The sequence below is a fragment of the Vibrio splendidus genome, from assembly GCF_003345295.1.
Classification (GTDB): Bacteria; Pseudomonadota; Gammaproteobacteria; order Enterobacterales; family Vibrionaceae; genus Vibrio; species Vibrio splendidus_K.
In genome coordinates, this window is record NZ_CP031055.1 from 1,801,311 (window position 1) to 1,819,077 (window position 17,767).

The 17,767-nt window shown below is 44.0% G+C and carries 15 protein-coding genes; 10 read left to right on the forward strand and 5 right to left on the reverse strand.

Features of this window, described 5'->3' with window-relative positions:
• Window positions 1-136 precede the first annotated feature (136 nt).
• From DUN60_RS07880 to DUN60_RS07905, 6 genes are all read left to right on the forward strand, one after another.
• Window positions 137-826 carry a DUF2786 domain-containing protein gene (locus DUN60_RS07880; RefSeq protein WP_004733422.1) on the forward strand — a complete coding sequence of 230 codons (690 nt, stop codon included), beginning with the start codon at window positions 137-139 and terminating at the stop codon, window positions 824-826.
• A gap of 142 nt (window positions 827-968) precedes the next feature.
• Window positions 969-1,637 (forward strand): YiaD family glycine zipper/OmpA-like lipoprotein, encoded by a 669-nt coding sequence (locus DUN60_RS07885; RefSeq protein WP_004733421.1) that lies wholly within the window; start codon window positions 969-971, stop codon window positions 1,635-1,637.
• Between the two features lie 157 nt (window positions 1,638-1,794).
• Window positions 1,795-2,910: a J domain-containing protein gene (locus tag DUN60_RS07890; protein ID WP_114633682.1), complete on the forward strand. Its 1,116-nt coding sequence runs from the start codon at window positions 1,795-1,797 to the stop codon at window positions 2,908-2,910.
• 165 nt (window positions 2,911-3,075) lie between these two features.
• Window positions 3,076-3,264, forward strand: a complete 189-nt coding sequence (locus tag DUN60_RS07895; RefSeq protein WP_017059767.1) for a hypothetical protein — start codon at window positions 3,076-3,078, stop codon at window positions 3,262-3,264.
• Between the two features lie 372 nt (window positions 3,265-3,636).
• Complete coding sequence (locus tag DUN60_RS07900; RefSeq protein ID WP_114633683.1) at window positions 3,637-4,044, forward strand: SulA-like leucine-rich domain-containing protein; 408 nt, start codon at window positions 3,637-3,639, stop codon at window positions 4,042-4,044.
• A gap of 320 nt (window positions 4,045-4,364) precedes the next feature.
• Window positions 4,365-5,468, forward strand: a complete 1,104-nt coding sequence (locus DUN60_RS07905) for a phosphoribosylaminoimidazolesuccinocarboxamide synthase (RefSeq protein WP_004733417.1) — start codon at window positions 4,365-4,367, stop codon at window positions 5,466-5,468.
• Between the two features lie 167 nt (window positions 5,469-5,635).
• Here DUN60_RS07905 and DUN60_RS24445 read toward each other — a convergent pair whose 3' ends face one another.
• Window positions 5,636-6,013, reverse strand: a complete 378-nt coding sequence (locus DUN60_RS24445) for a hypothetical protein (RefSeq protein ID WP_054547386.1) — start codon at window positions 6,011-6,013, stop codon at window positions 5,636-5,638.
• A gap of 203 nt (window positions 6,014-6,216) precedes the next feature.
• On the reverse strand, window positions 6,217-8,601 hold the full coding sequence (locus DUN60_RS07915) for a helicase-related protein (RefSeq protein WP_114633684.1): 2,385 nt from the start codon (window positions 8,599-8,601) through the stop codon (window positions 6,217-6,219).
• Window positions 8,602-8,785: 184 nt separating this feature from the next.
• On the opposite strand from DUN60_RS07915, the gene DUN60_RS07920 reads away from it, so the two are divergent.
• The 3 genes from DUN60_RS07920 (at window position 8,786) to DUN60_RS07930 (ending at window position 13,038) form a co-directional block, all read left to right on the forward strand.
• Window positions 8,786-10,474: an NAD-dependent malic enzyme gene (locus DUN60_RS07920; protein WP_004733414.1), complete on the forward strand. Its 1,689-nt coding sequence runs from the start codon at window positions 8,786-8,788 to the stop codon at window positions 10,472-10,474.
• 195 nt (window positions 10,475-10,669) lie between these two features.
• Complete coding sequence (locus DUN60_RS07925; RefSeq protein WP_114633685.1) at window positions 10,670-11,470, forward strand: SanA/YdcF family protein; 801 nt, start codon at window positions 10,670-10,672, stop codon at window positions 11,468-11,470.
• Window positions 11,471-11,667: 197 nt separating this feature from the next.
• Entirely contained in the window at window positions 11,668-13,038 is a 1,371-nt protein-coding gene (locus DUN60_RS07930) for an SLC13 family permease (RefSeq protein ID WP_054547383.1), read from the forward strand.
• A 348-nt stretch (window positions 13,039-13,386) separates the two neighbouring features.
• Here the strand turns inward: DUN60_RS07930 and DUN60_RS07935 are convergent, their stop codons facing one another.
• Together DUN60_RS07935 and DUN60_RS07940 are read right to left on the reverse strand one after the other, a co-directional pair.
• The gene (locus tag DUN60_RS07935) at window positions 13,387-13,737 is read right to left on the reverse strand and encodes a GlpM family protein (RefSeq protein ID WP_004733411.1); all 351 of its coding nucleotides are present in this window, start codon (window positions 13,735-13,737) and stop codon (window positions 13,387-13,389) included.
• A 124-nt stretch (window positions 13,738-13,861) separates the two neighbouring features.
• On the reverse strand, window positions 13,862-15,157 hold the full coding sequence (locus tag DUN60_RS07940) for a GGDEF domain-containing protein (protein WP_114633686.1): 1,296 nt from the start codon (window positions 15,155-15,157) through the stop codon (window positions 13,862-13,864).
• Window positions 15,158-15,461: 304 nt separating this feature from the next.
• On the opposite strand from DUN60_RS07940, the gene DUN60_RS07945 reads away from it, so the two are divergent.
• Window positions 15,462-16,286: a DUF2797 domain-containing protein gene (locus DUN60_RS07945; RefSeq protein ID WP_114633687.1), complete on the forward strand. Its 825-nt coding sequence runs from the start codon at window positions 15,462-15,464 to the stop codon at window positions 16,284-16,286.
• Between the two features lie 133 nt (window positions 16,287-16,419).
• On the opposite strand, the gene DUN60_RS07950 is transcribed toward DUN60_RS07945, so the two are convergent.
• Window positions 16,420-17,619, reverse strand: a complete 1,200-nt coding sequence (locus DUN60_RS07950; RefSeq protein ID WP_114634312.1) for a sensor domain-containing diguanylate cyclase — start codon at window positions 17,617-17,619, stop codon at window positions 16,420-16,422.
• Window positions 17,620-17,767 lie beyond the last annotated feature (148 nt).

The window sequence follows — 17,767 nt, forward strand, 5'->3', positions numbered from 1 at the left end:
TGACCCAGAAGCCGCCTCTTCCATCCTTCATAATGGCTCACCGCGTAATAACAAATGACTTTTGACTTTGCTGTTACCTGCCAAAACATGTAAAATGTCGGACTTTTCAAAATTTGCGGTAATGATTAAGTAGTCGATGGATAAGAAAAAAGCCCTAAAGAAAATTGCCAAGTGCCTTGAGCTTGGAAATTCTGCGAACGTCAATGAAGCGGCCAATGCGATAAAAATGGCGCATAACTTGATGCTGAAATATGGTCTCGAGAAAGACGATATTGAATTTATCAAGATGGGAAAAACTCAGTCCAGTCATCTGTTACCTGCAAATATCAGCTCTACACTGCTGCGCGTTATTCGCGGTATTAACACCAAGTTTGGCGTAGAAGCGGTATTGCTGAACCACAAAGGCCTTAAGCGTGTGGAGTTCATTGGTGAAGCTGATCGAGCGATCTTTGCTGCCTTTGCTTTCGATATTATTTATCGCGAATTGAACGAGCATACGGGTCAATTCAGAAACAGCTTTGCAGGATCTGGTACCGGAACTCTCGAAGTCACTCGTCGTGTGAATTCTTACGTCTCTGGTTGGGTAGAAGGTGCGCTTGAAAAGTTGCCAATCATTACCCCGGACGACGAGTCAAACAACAAAATCAATAACTACATTGATAAAGAATTTGAAAATATTGACCGTGAAACCTTCAAACAACAACTCAGAGAAGCGATGAAAAACCTCACCGCTGACTATGAAGTTGGCTTGAAGAAAGGCCGTAAGCTTTCGGTAAACCGCCCTGTTGGCGGAACTCAAGCAGCTAAAAAAATCACCAAATCGTAGAGCATGCCATTTAGCTAAATCATAATGCTTGCTCTTTACATTTCCTCAGCACATTGTTAAAACCATCAATAATACTTATAGGACTATATGTTTGTCATTCGCAATCCATGCGTTTGACAGAAGTACATGATGGAGAAATACGTTGAAAAAAATCACACTAGCCCTAGCGCTTACTGTCGCTCTAACGGGTTGTCAGGCAACTCAACGCCAAAATGCTACAACAGGCGAATCTGAGACGAACTCTGCAACTCAAGGCGCTCTAATTGGTGCAATCGCTGGTGCCGTTGCTGGTGCTGCTACTGGTGACGATTCTAAAGATCGCCGTAAACGTGCACTCATCGGTGCTGCTGGTGGCGCCGCCGTTGGTGGTGGTATCGGTTACTATTTCGACCAACAAGAAGCTGCACTTCGTGAAGAACTCATGAACTCTGGTGTTCAAGTTGAACGCGTTGGTGAGAACCAGCTTCTACTTCGCCTAGAAAACGGCATTGGTTTTGGTTCTGGCTCTTACGCTTTAGAGTCTAGTATTCACAACACACTACGTGGTGTTGCTCGTATCTTAGTTGAATACCCAGACACTAGCCTAGTGATCGACGGTCACACTGACAGCACTGGCAGCGAGTCGTCTAACCAAATCCTTTCTGAGCGTCGTGCTGAATCTGTTCGTGCATTCTTGATCTCTCAAGACGTTGCTGCAGGTCGTGCCATTGCTCGTGGTAACGGTGAACGTTACCCTCTATGTGACAACAACACGTCTCAAGGTCGTGCTTGTAACCGTCGCGTAGAAATTCAAATCTTGCCGCTTAAGTAGCACGATTAAAGCCCAGTTACCTTTATCTATTGAATTAACCACTATATAGTTGCTTGTCAGTCGTATGGCTTATTTAAAGCGTTACGACTTAACACTCAGCCACATAACGTATTCATACTGATACATCGGCACTGGGCTTTTTTACGAGACTTATCTTTTGCTTATCCTATCCAACTTTCTGTCATCGTCATTTCTTAGGCCTCTATTTCTAGCCCTCATCTTTTCCACGATACAGTTGTCCATTCCACATTTCGTTCACGCGAAAAGCAGTGATGAATTTTCATTAAAGTCACAACCTCAAGACCCAATATCTCAATATCAACTCGCTCAAGCTTATGAATCGGGTGTCGACGTCCCTTTGAGCACCAGCGATGCATTTTATTGGTACTCGCAATCAGCGGATAACGGCAATACAAATGCGCAATTTAGGCTGGCTGAATTATATTTATCAGGGACAGGTGTAGAGCAAAGCAACAAGCTAGCTTTAGAATGGTTTATCAAATCAGCATTGCAAGGTAACAAACACGCCTCAGTTGAGGTCGCAAAGATCTATGAGTCCTCGCTTGAGAAAGATCTACTTCAACCATTAGATGAAGCGCAGTTATGGTATGAAGCAGCCTTAAAAGACAACCCTGATGCAGAAGGTGGTTACAATCGCGTTCTCGAAGCCCAATTCAACCAACAACGCGCCAAGCAAATCTCTTCGATTGAGAAGCTCAATGATGACGTCAATACTGAAACCAGTACAAGTCAGGCGCTGTCTGGTCAACAACGACCTAATCAAGGGCTATCAAGCTCATTCCCTTACGTTCAGCCCTATAATGGGCAAGCGGCAAGCTCTAACCTAACAAACTCTGACTATATGATCGGCTCAGTACTGGCCGTTTTAATTGCAATAGTGAGTATCAGCGCGACTCTGGTTGTATCGCGAAAGCAACAGATCCTGAAGTCTGGTGAGTTAAATCAGCAACAACAGACACTTGAAGCGCAGCTTAGCGCGAAAGACTTCACCATTAAGCAGCAAAAACGCCAACTTCAGACTATCTATAACGAACTGAAGAAGCAGAAAAACAACAAGAGTTTGAACAATTTTCAGGTAGCCTGTGCGCTATTTGGCTACACGCCTAGCTCAGTTCCGGACCAGAAAAGCATCAAGATACGATACAAACAATTGTCAAAGATCTACCATCCAGATGGTCACGGATGTGACGAAGAAATGAAACGTTTGAACAATGCGCTAAAAACCATTTTACAAAATGTTACAAAAGCGTAAACAACTACACATATTAAATTTTCAAGGTCGCAAAGATATCGATTTTATTAGTGTTGCAATCGATCCCCCTCTCAAAAACGGGTAACAAACTATTAACTAATGGGTCTTACTTGTGTCATAATTTGCGCCGAAAATACACCTGACTTAAACAGGTGAGGAGAGAATATGTTCACAATAGAAGGCGTTTGTGATTGGTGCAAAAAGCCAAGCCTAGTTAAAAAGCACGACTACCTAGATGGTAAGTGTCATCATGCATGTAATGAGTGCAATGATATTGCAACCATTGATGTTCGCCAGTTCAATATTGGTGAAATGGAAATGAGAGCAAAACTCTCCCAAGCGACATTGAGATAAGCAACACCGTTGAAATATAAGAAAGCGCCTAAGGCGCTTTTTTTGTGTCTGTGGTTTTAGATTTTATCTCTTCTCTTTTCTATCTTCTATCTTCTATCTTCTATCTTCTATCTTCTATCTTCTATACAGGTGTATACAGTACTTTTCTGTCAAAACCACGGTATACACCTGTATAAAGCTCACATTTTTTGAACTTATGAGACAAAGTAGCAAATTCATTCTAATTTAATTTGTCAAATAATTTCAATAATTTAACAACATAACACCTATAAGTTCAGACAAAATCGTCCAATAATCCCGCAAAAAACGCTTGATCTTATAAGCAACTAAAACTACTGTATACACATACAGCATGTATATAAGGACAGCAAAATGATTCAAGCACACGTTAAAGCCCAACACTCTAGCCCGCTAGTTCACTGCGCATTTACATCAGTTTCTCGTAAAAGCAAAAATTCAAACGAGGAAGCGTTATTTGCAAGAATGGCGTTGCTGTCCAACCAACATCAGTGGCTACTGTTTACGGCTCAAACACCGAGACCATCCGCTAAGCAGCTCAAGCAACATAATGTTTGCTGCGACCGAGTTATTCATATGAAAGCCTCTCATCAAATGACTGAGGTAGAAACCGTCGAGAAAGCCATTCGCTCTAAGAATGCGAGTGCGATTGTGGCAAGTGCATCGATTGATCAATTCAGTCAGCAATACCTAAGAACATTAGGAACGCGCTTTCAGTGTGAAGTGTTCTTTATGGATGCGAATTCAGAGCGCATTCACTAAGCCACCTTGCTTAATAACATGTTGGCTCAAAAACATGGCCCACAAACATAGTTTAATCGTTTAGCTAACAAACTTAAGTTAACTTAACTTAACTTAACCGCATAGCTCCAAAACACAGTCCAAATATACTGCCTTCCCCTGCCCTACGATTCACCTATTTTTTGGCGAATTGTTAGGCGGGGGTTTTTATTTAAACAATAGATTTAGCAATCGTTTGCTTTTTATCTGGAAGGAAATAGTAGATTGAGTATAATGCCCGTCTAATCATGTGCACACCGCACTTCTCTGTATGACGTTTGATAAAAGATAGGAATGTCTAAATGAGCCTTGCTGATCAAGTTCTTGCCGTAAATGATGACCTACCAATCCGTACTGACAAACCTGTCCACAGTGGCAAAGTTCGCTCAGTCTACTGGTTAACTGAAGAAGATAGTCAACGACTAATCAAAGAGAAAGGCTACGATGTAGCACCAGATGCACCTTTAGCAATCATGGTGATCAGTGACCGTATCTCTGCATTTGATTGTATCTGGCGTGGTGAAGGTAATCTTAAAGGTGTTCCAGGTAAGGGAGCGGCTCTGAATGCTATCTCTAACCACTGGTTCAAATTGTTTAAAGACAACGGACTTGCTGACAGTCATATTCTTGATATCCCTCACCCGTTTGTATGGATTGTACAAAAAGCTCGCCCAGTTATGATCGAAGCAATTTGTCGTCAATACATCACAGGTTCAATGTGGCGTGCATACGCAAACGGCGAACGTGAATTCTGTGGTATCGAAATGCCGGAAGGTCTCGAGAAAGACAAGAAGCTACCTGAGCTACTGATCACGCCTTCAACAAAAGGGATTTTGAAAGGTATCCCTGGTGTTCCAGAAGCTGACGATGTGAATATCTCGCGTAACAACATCGAAGATAACTTCGCAGCGTTCAACTTTACTCAAGCAAGTGACATTGCGCATTACGAAAAGCTGCTAAAAGAAGGCTTCAACGTTATCAGCCAAGCACTCGCGAAAGTCGACCAAACCTTTGTGGATACAAAGTTTGAATTTGGTTACGTCAACGATGCTCAAGGTAAAGAAAAGCTGATCTACATGGACGAAGTGGGTACTCCAGATTCATCTCGCATTTGGGATACTCAGGAATACAACAAAGGCAACATCGTTGAAAACTCTAAAGAGGGGTTCCGTCAGTTCTTGCTTAACTACTTTCCTGATGCAGACATCCTTTTGAACAAAGAACGCATGCCAGAACGTGAAGCATTAGCTCGTGACAATGAGCTGCCTCTTGATTCACTGATGTCTCTGTCTCGCACTTATCTTGATATCGCAGCGAAAATCACAGGTGCAGAGATCGTACTGAGCGAAAATCCTAAGCAAGAAATTATCGATGTACTGCGTGCTGACTATGGTCTAGTTGACTGATTGCATTCTAGAAAGCGAGTAAGCTCGTAAACACAAGTTCCAGATACTAAAAGGGCCTCATCATTATTGAGGCCCTTTTTACATGTGCGGTTTTAATATTATTTGAGCTCGCTTCTAAGCTCTAAGCTCTAAGCTCTAAGCTCTAAGCTCTAAGCAATACTGAGAGATTACAGCTTGATAGTAAACTCTTCTCCAGTATTCTCGGCAATCACTAAATGACTGCGCGTCTCGATGTACTCTATCTGCTCTTCTTCAAGAGAATATGGCATAACAACTTTGAGCTCATTGATCCCTTCCAGCCTAGCCAGCTTAAGTAAGGTAACAATGTTTGACTCATCACTTTTACGCGTCGACATTGATTTTAATGCCATCTGCCATAAACGATCTTCAGGGCTTGCTAGCTCTTTAATGCTATCTCGCCAGACGGTACTGAATACTGGCGCAATTGTGGTTAGTGCTTCCAGAAAAGTCCATTTTTTACTGCATGAGGCGCCAAGAAAGGTTGTGTAATCGAACTCTACACGCGTCTCTATCTGTTTATCCATGATGTCCCCCGACACTTTGACAACACAATATACTCAATATCTATCAACTCTTTCTTTATAGCAATAGGATATAGAAGAATAGTCTTTTATGACCTTTTGATTGGTTAAAAAGGCATATAAAAATCAATTTTGTAACAAAATAAGCACTGAATAATCATATATGCACCTATTTGATTAATATTTTAGAGATAAAACTTATCTATCTATTTTATATCAATTATCCGGCTCGCTTTTTTGTATTGAATACGCCAGCCAGACCATGTTGGCAGCTCCCAGCGTTTTGGTGATAACTTTCGGCTACCCGATTGATAGTGCACGTAAATCAGCTTTCGCGCGGGCAAGTATTCTACATCGAGTTGTAAGTCGGCAAGGCTCAGTGCAAACGGGTATTTTTCAGAGAACTCTGAATAGAGCCATTCTGGGATACCATCAAATGGAATGTCTGAATGTTCAAACATTTCTAGCTCGCTGACATCGGTAACCCCTAACACCTCAAGCTGTTGTATAAACCATAGTTCAAAGCTAAGTTGCTCGATCTCAGGAGTATATTTTGTTTGTTCATCGAGCCCAAGTTTTACATACAACTGCCAGTGTCTGATTTCTTGAGTACGATCCTTTGCAAAACCGGGCAGTTGGACGCCTTTTAACACAAGATCGACAATAGGCTTTAATGATAGTTGCCCTTCAGCCGCGACGAGCTTGGTCGTAATTGTACGGCCTGCGTACACCAAAGCCATTTCGGTAAAGACTCCATCATCATTTACTCTTGTTTCACCTTGCTCCCACTCTCCGAGTTCAGCTTCAATGATAAGATCAAGAGGAATAGGTGCCGTGACCGTCGCTAAGGTCAGTGTTTGCTTAACACCTCTTCCCGGCAAACTATGGGTATCAAGCACCAACATCGCTTGTGCATTGTCCGGGAAACGATTCTGACGGCCGAGTACTACCTCTAACACTCCATTGGCAAAGGCTTCTTTCCTCTTCAGCCGGCGCACAAACACCAGATCAGGATGCAAATTCACAATAGTCTTAAGCAGTTCAATACGTTGGAAACGTGACGCGACTTCTAACTGAGGAAGTTCAAACACCTCACGCATTTGCTTTGCCAGTCCTTGAGCTTCATTCAGTGCCTGTTGGTCGATTTCTAAATGCGGATAATCGCGACCACGAACAATCTGAATCAACAGGCTTAGATCACACCCTTCCTTTTCTTGCTGAGCCAGCGCTTCCAAATGTTCTGCATTGTTTGGTAATTGGTACAAGCGAGCAGGAACGGACAACGCCGCTGTGAGATCGACCATCGCTTCTTTTAATGCTTTGGTTTTGATTCGAGTAACAATATCGGCATACAAAGCATCAATCGGCAGCGGATACAGCTTTTTGCCATGCTCGGTAATTTTATGGTCGCTATTAATCGCCTCCATCGTCAGCAAGGTTTGAGTCGCGCTGTTTAATGACTTCTCAGGAATAGGATCAAGGAAGGACAAGCTCTCAAACGGAGCACCACAACATGCCGCGGCCAACATAGGTTCTGTCAGCTCTTCACGCTGCAATTCAGGTGGTGTGACTAACTCTAACGCCGCATGCTCGCCATATAGACGCACACAAATGCCATCCATCACCCTACCCGCGCGGCCAGCTCGTTGTTTGGCACTCGCTCGTGATATGGCTTTAAGCATCAGTGTGGTTCTTCCGTTTCGTTGAACGGTGCGTCTTTCTAATCCTGAATCTATCACCACGCCAATATCAGGTATGGTGAGGGAGGTTTCTGCAACGTTAGTAGCAAGGATGACCTTTCTCAGACTATTACCGTTAGCATGGATATCGGTATTACGACCAGATAACGCTAGATCTCGCTCTTTATCACTGACTAACGCATGTAATTTCACCACTTGGATATCTGGATTCTTCGCCAAGGCTTGTTCACATTGCACGATCTCTTTTTTACCCGGCAGGAAAACCAAGATATCGCCATGTGAAGCGATCAGTTGATGATTCACTTCTTCAGCAATGCGTTGCTCTAGATATCGAATATCGGGCAATGCTCTTGATTCATTCGCCCTGTGTTCAATAGCAACTTGATAAGTTCGGCCTTCACAGCTAATTCGATTCGCATCCAAGTAATGAGCAAGACGCTCCCCTTCAATGGTTGCTGACGTGATCACCAAGCGATGGCTTTCTTTTTGTTTGAGAATCGCCACCAGCAGATCAATGTCCCAGCGCCTCTCGTGAAACTCATCCACCACAATCACATCAAAACTGGCTAATCCATCTTCTGATAACCAACGCAGCGCGATACCGGGAGTCACAAACACAACGTTAGTTTGCTCGTTGTACTCCGACTCAAGCTTAATCGCATAGCCAACCTTGTCACCAATCTTCTCACCCGATTGCTGTGCCAGATATTTAGCCAATGACGTACACGCGATACGTCTTGGTTCCACCACCAGCACTCGTCCATGCTGAGAAGCCCAAAGTGGCAAACGTGTTGATTTACCCGATCCGGTTTCAGCTTCGACTACAAGGTGAGAATTGGCGATTTGCTCGTGGAATACGTTTTGATAAGAATCGATAGGAAGTAATGACATAAAAAGGAGGAGTCGCGAAAAAGTGTGAGCGAAGTATAACGAATTATGGCGCTAGAATTCGATAAGTGTGGGACATGGGTAAGAATATCATTTTGTTTGCAAAGATCGGAGGGAAACTATTTACAATTGAATAACTAAACCGTTATCATTTTTCGGTTACCCTTTCTCCCATATTAGGCATCCAATGAACAACGATAAACGCCCTCTATATATCCCTTATGCTGGTCCTGCTCTACTAAGTACCCCTCTTCTAAACAAAGGCAGCGCATTCTCTGCTGAAGAGCGCAGTTCTTTCAACCTTGAAGGCTTGTTACCGGAAACGACCGAAACAATCCAAGAGCAAGTAGGACGTGCATACAAGCAATATTGTAACTTCGAAAGTGATATGGATAAGCATATCTACCTTCGTAACATCCAAGACACTAATGAAACGCTTTTTTATCGTTTAGTTCAAAACCACATTTCTGAAATGATGCCTATCATTTACACGCCAACGGTTGGCGCAGCATGTGAGAACTTCTCAAATATTTACCGTCGTGGCCGTGGTCTGTTTATCTCATACCCGAACCGCGATCGTATCGATGACCTACTGAACAATGCGACAAACCACAACGTTAAAGTTATCGTGGTTACGGATGGTGAGCGTATTCTTGGTTTGGGAGACCAAGGTATCGGTGGCATGGGTATTCCAATTGGTAAGCTAGCACTGTACACAGCTTGTGGCGGTATCAGCCCAGCTTACATGCTACCAATCGTGCTCGATGTGGGTACAAACAACCCTCAACGTCTTGCAGACCCAATGTACATGGGCTGGCGTCACCCTCGTATCACAGGTGCGGATTACGATGCATTCGTTGAAGAGTTCATCCAAGCGGTTCAACGCCGTTGGCCTGATGCATTAGTTCAGTTCGAAGATTTCGCACAAAAGAACGCAATGCCACTGCTTGAGCGTTACAAAGATCGCCTCTGTTGTTTCAACGATGACATCCAAGGCACAGCAGCCGTAACGGTTGGTTCTCTACTTGCAGCATGTAAAGCAGCAAACAGCAAACTTTCAGATCAACGCATCACCTTCTTAGGTGCGGGTTCTGCAGGTTGTGGTATTGCCGAAGCTATCATTGCTCAAATGGTGTCTGAAGGTATCAGCGATGCACAAGCACGCTCTCAAGTTTACATGGTTGACCGTTGGGGTCTGCTACAGGAAGGCATGCAAAACCTGCTTGATTTCCAACAGCGTCTCGTTCAAACCAACGAAAACACCAAAGACTGGGAAAGCGACGGCACTGGTTTCTCTCTACTAGACGTCGTTCGCCACGCGAAACCAACAGTATTGGTTGGTGTATCTGGTGCTCCAGGTCTGTTCAGCAAAGAAGTCATCAAAGAGATGAACCTACACTGTGAACGCCCTATCGTGTTCCCACTGTCTAACCCAACAAGCCGTGTTGAAGCAACTCCAAACGACATTATTCGTTGGACTGATGGCCAAGCACTGGTTGCGACAGGTAGCCCATTTGAGCCAGTAACTCATAACGGCACCACTTACCCAATCGCTCAGTGTAACAACAGCTACATCTTCCCAGGTATTGGCCTTGGTGTATTGGCTGTGAATGCTTCACGTATCACTGATGAAATGCTGATGGAATCAAGCCGTGCGCTTGCTACGTGTTCTCCACTTGCTATCAATGGTTCAGGTGCGCTACTTCCACCATTGGAAGAGATTCACACCGTATCTAAGAAGATTGCTCTTGCCGTTGGTAAAAAAGCGATTGAGCAGGGTGTTGCACTAGAGATCACTGAAGAAGCTCTTCAACAAGCGATTGACCAGCACTTCTGGCAGCCGGTTTACCGTCGCTACAAGCGTACTGCATTCTAATAAAGCGTGCTGTACTTTGAATAAAGCGCACTGCGCTTGGAATAAAGAGCGTTAACTATACTCTTACAAGAGCCTCTGCAATTGCAGGGGCTTTTTTCTTTACACTGTCTTGTCTTTTTAACTGATTTTTCTCATTTTTATTTGGTATTATCGAGCACTCAAAAATTAATGCTCAGTCAAAGGACCATACCGAGAGTGAAATTTGATTCTCACATTTTCCGTAGCTACTTATCAAAAGCTTACAAAAAACTGCAAGGTTTTCTGTTTGGCGCTTTCCTCGTGTTCTTAGTTGGCAGCGCTGCGGTTATTGCGATCGATTATTGGGTTTCATGGCAAGCGGAAGATCGCATCATCTACAATATTGATGACGTGCCCGAGCTTGAGGTCGCGGTTGTGCTTGGCACAAGCAAATATCTGGGTAGAACACTCAACGACTATTATAAACACCGAATCGAAGCCGCGATTGAGCTGTTCGATCGTGAAAAAGTGGATCAATTTCTACTGAGTGGCGATAACGCTCATCGCTCTTACAATGAACCGTGGACGATGAAGCGCGACTTGTTGAAAGCGGGTGTCCCCGATGAACGCATCAATCTAGATTACGCGGGGTTCAGAACCTTAGACTCGATTGTTCGCGCCAAAAAGATATTCGATACTGATAATTTTCTGATCATCACTCAGAAATTCCACTGTGAAAGAGCGCTCTTCATCGCCAATTCTTACGATATTCATGCGCAGTGTTTGGCGGTTTCAGGACCAACCCACCATTCGGGAACCTCAATACGTTTACGTGAAGTGTTTGCGCGCACCAAAGCATTCCTTGATCTGTATATTATGGGGACAACGCCAAAGTTCCTTGGACCTAAAGAGCCAATTCAACCCAGTCCAAAACCGGAATTATTTCCGATTCCAAACCCTATTACTGACCCCACTGTAAACCCTGTTGTAGACCCTACAGCAAGCCCTATTTTAGAACCAGCAGAGACCGATGTGTAGAAAACTACACATTTTGAATTTGTTGCCTCACACTTCCCCATTGTTAAGCAAAAACACACCAACACTCCTTTATTAACTTGAGTAACATTCTTCCAACAAAGTCTGACCCTACATCAAGTCTATATACCTCGAAAATAATAAGCACGACTCAATGAAGTCGTGCACCAATAAAACGAGGATAACAAAAGGAGCGTCTTATGACGGCACTTGTTACTACACTGAAACACTGGTTGTTTACCCGCAACAGCATGATATTAATTGGTAATTTCACGTTATTTGCACTTTTGCTCAATACCCTGCCATTCGAAGCGCAAGTGAATACAGGTTTAAGTATTCTCGTGTTCGTTGCCATTCTATGGTTAACAGAAGCGATTCACGTCAGCATCACCGCTTTGCTCGTTCCCCTATTGGCTGTCTTGTTTGGTGTATTCAACACGCCCGCTGCGCTGGCTAACTTTTCGAACCCAATCATCTTCCTATTCATGGGTGGCTTCGCATTGGCAGCCGCTCTGAACAAGCAAGAGTTAGATAAAGCGATTGCTGACAAAGTACTGTTGATTGCAAAAGGCAGAATGTCGGTCGCCGTGTTCATGCTGTTCGGTGTGAGTGCGGGCTTATCAATGTGGATCTCAAACACAGCAACCACAGCAATGATGCTTCCTCTTGTTCTAGGCATCATGAACAAAGTCGACCAAAGTGAAGACCGTAACACCTACGTGTTTGTGCTACTAGGCATCGCTTACTGTGCATCGATTGGTGGCATCGCAACCTTAGTGGGTAGCCCACCAAACGCAATTGCTGCCGCAGAAGTCGGCTTGAGCTTCACAGAGTGGATGGCACTTGGCCTACCTATCTCAATGATCTTATTGCCAATCACGATGATTGTTTTATACGTGATGACTAAGCCCAAGCTCGACCATAAATTCGAGCTAGACCACGCTCCTGTAGAGTGGACGAACAGCAAAAAAATCACACTGTCTATCTTCCTTTTAACCGTAACGCTTTGGATATTCGGAAAACCAATTAACGCAATGATTGGCGGTTTCTCTAAATTTGATAGCTTGGTGGCGATTGGTGCCATTGTACTGCTTGGCGCTTCAAGAGCGGTTGAATGGAAAGATGTCGAGAAGACAACGGATTGGGGTGTACTTATCCTGTTCGGTGGCGGTATCTGTTTAAGTAACATTCTTAAAGCGACTGGAACCAGCGTATTCCTAGCACACTCACTAAGCGGATTTCTAGAAACAGCAGGCGTGCTTCTTACGATTCTAGCCGTGGTAGCGTTCGTGGTATTCCTAACGGAATTTGCGAGTAACACAGCGAGTGCAGCCTTACTTGTCCCTGTATTTGCAACCATTGCTGAAGCGCTGGGGATGTCGCCAGTTATCTTGTCTGCACTAATTGCGATTGCCGCATCTTGTGCCTTCATGCTACCAGTCGCGACACCACCTAATGCGATTGTATTTGGCTCTGGTCATATCAAACAAAAAGAAATGATGCGAGTCGGTATGGTGTTGAACCTAGTTTGTATCCTAGTGCTAACACTGTTCGCGTGGATCTTCTGGTAAGCAGCAAACACTTATAGAGAAAGCTTTATAGGCAAGTGCTTAGAAACACATATTTATAGGTAAATGCTTATAGATAAATGTTTACAGGAATGCCCCCAAAAAAGTCTGGTTGCAGCCTCCCCCGGCTCAACCAGTACAAAAATGCCCGCTCAGCTAACAAGATCCGTTTAACTAACAAGATCCGTTTAACTAACCAGATCAGTTTAACTAAATCAGCTAAACGGGCATCTAAAAACAAGAAACGCTTTTCCCTTTTGGTGGCCCCGCGCCACCTTTTTTGTGTCAGCTTGTCACCTTTTTTGTATCAACTTGCCACCAAGCACTCATTACCGTTCTAAGATCTGGCTCTCACGCCACACTTGGCACCAAACGCGTCCAACCTAACAGCAGCATAGAAGCACACATAACCCAAACGACAGTGGCTAAAGAAAGCGTCGATACCAAATTGTAGCGATAACTGAACACATAAACCGCGCCAAGATAAGCCGCGTACGGCACAAGCGAGAACAAGCCAAAGAGTGCCGTGGTACGTAGCTCCACCATGGTTTGTTCCGTGCCAACAATATAGTGAGCAATCAGAGCAAAGGTTGGAAACAACGGCACTAAGCCTGCGATGTAAAAGCTCTTACTTTTCGACAGCAGCGCAATCAACAAAACAGCCGCTGCACCAAGCAGACATTTAAAGAACAGTGAGATCATTTTTTATACGTTATCCAAGCAAATCAACAAAGGCTCTAGAGGGTAAACTCATATAGCGCCCATAAAAATGCCACACGTCACATATGCACATGTGGCTTATAAACTAACCAAAACAATTTTCAGATTAGTGACTCAAAATCACCTGATTTCGCCCTGAATGCTTCGCTTGATACAAGGCTTCATCAGCGCGAGCAATGGTCTCTGTCACCCGCTCTTGTTTCATCTCGGCAACACCAATACTGCAAGTGAGTGGATCGCCATGAACCCAAAGGTGCTGGCTGACTAAAAGTCGGATTTTCTCGGCCTTTCTTTGAGCTTCACCAGCGTCAGTCTCCGGGCAAAAAACAATAAACTCTTCACCGCCCCAGCGCACCAATTTGTCGGAAGCGCTGATCGAACTGCCGACCACCATGCTGAATTCTCGTAAAATATGATCACCCATTTGGTGTCCGTATTTATCGTTGACGCTCTTGAAGTAGTCGATATCGAGATACAACATACTCAGCTTTCCATGCCCCTGCTTTACCTGCTGAGACTGCATTTTTAGCCAATCACGAATCGCGTGTCGGTTGAGAATCCCAGTCAGTTCATCACGATGAGCCTTTTCTGAAAACTCAAAGTTTTGCTCTCTCAGTGCTCGATTGACGTTCTTTAAGTGATGATGCCTTTTCTCTGCGATGACCATACGCTTACGTGAACGGTGCAACTCTGAAAACAAGAACACGGTACCCGTACCTACCCAGACAAACAGCAGGATCATAAATAGGCTTTCACCCGTGATATACGTACCTTCAAATTCAATACTACGGATAACAATTCGATGTTGACCCAGTTTCGCACCAGACGCGGTAGCAAACTCGACCATATTCACGTTCGAATACTCAGGCGCTGAATGCTCTAGTGCAATCTCGTTATCCGCTAACCACCATGTCATTACTTGCAGGTTTTTGATCGGAATCTCAATCACACCACCATCCACGCCAGGAGAAAACTCCATCCCGTTGTACTTATGCGTGTACTCGTCATCAGGAACCGAATAAGCAGGATTATAATTACGCAGGTAAGTTCGCAAACGACCGCTAGAATCGGCCTCCGCATGGTAATCAATATTGACTCTAAAGGTGTGGTACTGAGAAAGGTCAAGGCCAGTGGTAATGTCTGGGTTGATACGAATCGATAGGCCGCAATAAGGCCACGGATACTCAGACTTTTTAAGCTCGCAATCGAGAATATACTGACCATTTTGATAAGATAACTGGGACGTACTGACACCCCTATCCACTTGATCGCTGGTCGCGATAAACTCATATTTATCCGGCGTAATTGCCGTTATCACACGATTTCCGCTCACACGGTAATACTGGACAATCGCCAGTGTCGTGATAACTAAAAAGATGACTATTTTATGGATCCACTTCACGTCTAAGCTTCCGGCTTAAGGTCCCTATAGTTGGGATTTCACGATAAAAAATAAGTTAGGTAAATTAGTGATCTTAATGCCAATAATTTACTAAAAAACGTTATATCACGCCTGAACAAAATGTCATACCATAATTTTGAGCGAGCGTTTACTCATCAATTATCCATCGCAAAAATCAAGTAATATTGCGTATTAAAACGGACTCTATTTGTTATACTCATCGCATAATCATCGTTAACCGTAACGCCTGCTTACAGAGCGACCGAGTCGACGAAATAATAATCAAAATACAACGAGTAATGTCATGTCTTTATTAGCAAAAGGAACACTCAAGAAAATGAGTGCTTCCCTTGATGGTGCGGTTACCTACCGCTTACCTGTAGGAGAAGAGTTTGTAGAGCTAAACCCTCTAATTGGTAAAACCATCAACCTTACCCACACAGGCAATATTTTTTGTTGTTCGTGTGGCAAGAAAACCAAGAAAAGCTACTCTCAAGGCCACTGCTTTGTGTGCATGAAAAAGCTAGCTAGCTGCGACATGTGCATCATGAGGCCCGAGACTTGCCACTACGATCAAGGCACTTGTCGCGAACCTCAATGGGGTGAAGAAAATTGCTTCGTCGATCACTTCGTTTACCTGTCGAACACATCAAGCCTTAAGGTAGGAATCACTCGCCATACACAGATTCCAACTCGCTGGATAGATCAAGGTGCCACTCAAGGCCTACCGATTTTGAAGGTAAAAACACGTCAGATCTCTGGCCTTATTGAAGTCGAATTAGCGAAGCACATTGCTGACAAAACTAACTGGCGCACACTGCTTAAAGGCGACGGCGACGATATGGAGTTGGTAGAGAAAGCAAAAGAGCTGCTACCACTGGTTGGAGATAAGATCCAAGAGATCAGAGCGAAGTTTGGTGACGATGCTATTGAGATTCTGAGCGAAAACATCACTTCCTTGAGCTACCCAGTTGAACAGCACCCAGTGAAAATTGTATCGCACAACTTTGATAAGAACCCTGAAGTGACGGGCGTACTTCAAGGCATTAAAGGTCAATACCTTATCCTAGATACTGGCGTGATTAACATCCGTAAATTTGGTTCTTACGAAGTGGAAGTGTCTGCCTAATTTATAGAACTTAAGCGTTTCTCATAGTGAGAAGCGTTCAGTTAATAGCCAAAAACTAAAATGCCCTCAAGTGATGACTTGAGGGCATTTTTCGTTGTAGATTCTATTCGTCTTTGGATGACGGTTTTAGACGTTAATGCGCAACCACTTCTCCGCACACGCAGTTCTTTCCATTCGCTTTGGCTCGATACAAAGATTGGTCTGTGAGGTTGACGAGTGCATCGATGGACACTTTTCCTTCGCAAGATCGACTGTCACTCACTCCGATACTCACACTCACATTAAAACGAATCTGTTCGCCCACTTTGAACTCGACCTGATTAAATTGCTGTCGGATCTGATCAGAAACTTCTCGCGAAACGTTAGGTGACGCATTGGGAATAAAGAGAATAAACTCTTCTCCACCCCAGCGGCCTGCCACACCACCCACTCTCTCAACATTACGTTTAGTAATGTTAGCCAATGCGCAAATAACCTCATCGCCCACCATATGCCCGTAAGCATCATTGATCGATTTGAAGTCATCGATATCAAGCAGCATACTGACGACATGAGTATCAGAGGCAATATGTTCCCTTAACCACTCATAAATCGCTCTGCGATTGAGTAAGTCAGTCATTTCATCGTAATTCGCTTGATGAACCAATTGCTTTTCCAACATCACTTTTTGAGTGACATCTTCGAGCACAACCTGAACAGCCGGCTGACCTCGCCAAGTAATCGCATTATCGTAAATATTGAAGAATCGATGAATGCCATCGAAACCAATGTTTTCAACCACAGTGCTGGTTCCCGACAACTCACCCGACACGATCGCTTGATAGTGCTTACTGATACCATCCGTATTCTGTTTTGGCACCAATGTAAGGATAGAGTCCAGCTTTAAAACTTGCTCTATGGAAGAACCACCCTGCATTTTAACCCACGATTGATTGACCATCAGCGGTTTGAACTCTCGGTGAACCAAGATGCCCTGCCCTGATTGCATGATCATATCGTGATACATCTTATCTTGTTCACGCACCGCATTTTGTAGCTGAATCGCAGGGGAAAGATCGATCACCGTGACTTGCAGTGCTGGCCGACCTTGCCACTCTGTCACATGGTCAATAGAGAATACTGTGAACTCTCGACCATTGCGATCAACATTAACATAGGTGTGAACCTGCGGATCGCGTTGACCACTGATCGTTTCAAGGTAATTTTGATAGGCTAAAACATGGTATTCTTCTGAGATTAGATCTAGGAAGCTATCTATATTAGTAAGTAGTTCTTCGGGTGATTGGTATCCATAGATGCGAGCATAATTAGCGTCAACACTAACTACATTCATATCTTGAATAGTTATTACACCGTACGTGGATTCGAAATTTATTGAAGACATTGCCAACTCCGCACTCTCGCTACACCCCACAAACTGGAGCATAACAACACATCCTGCCAACGCTTCCACACAATCTTTCACGCGTTAGGGGCATTAA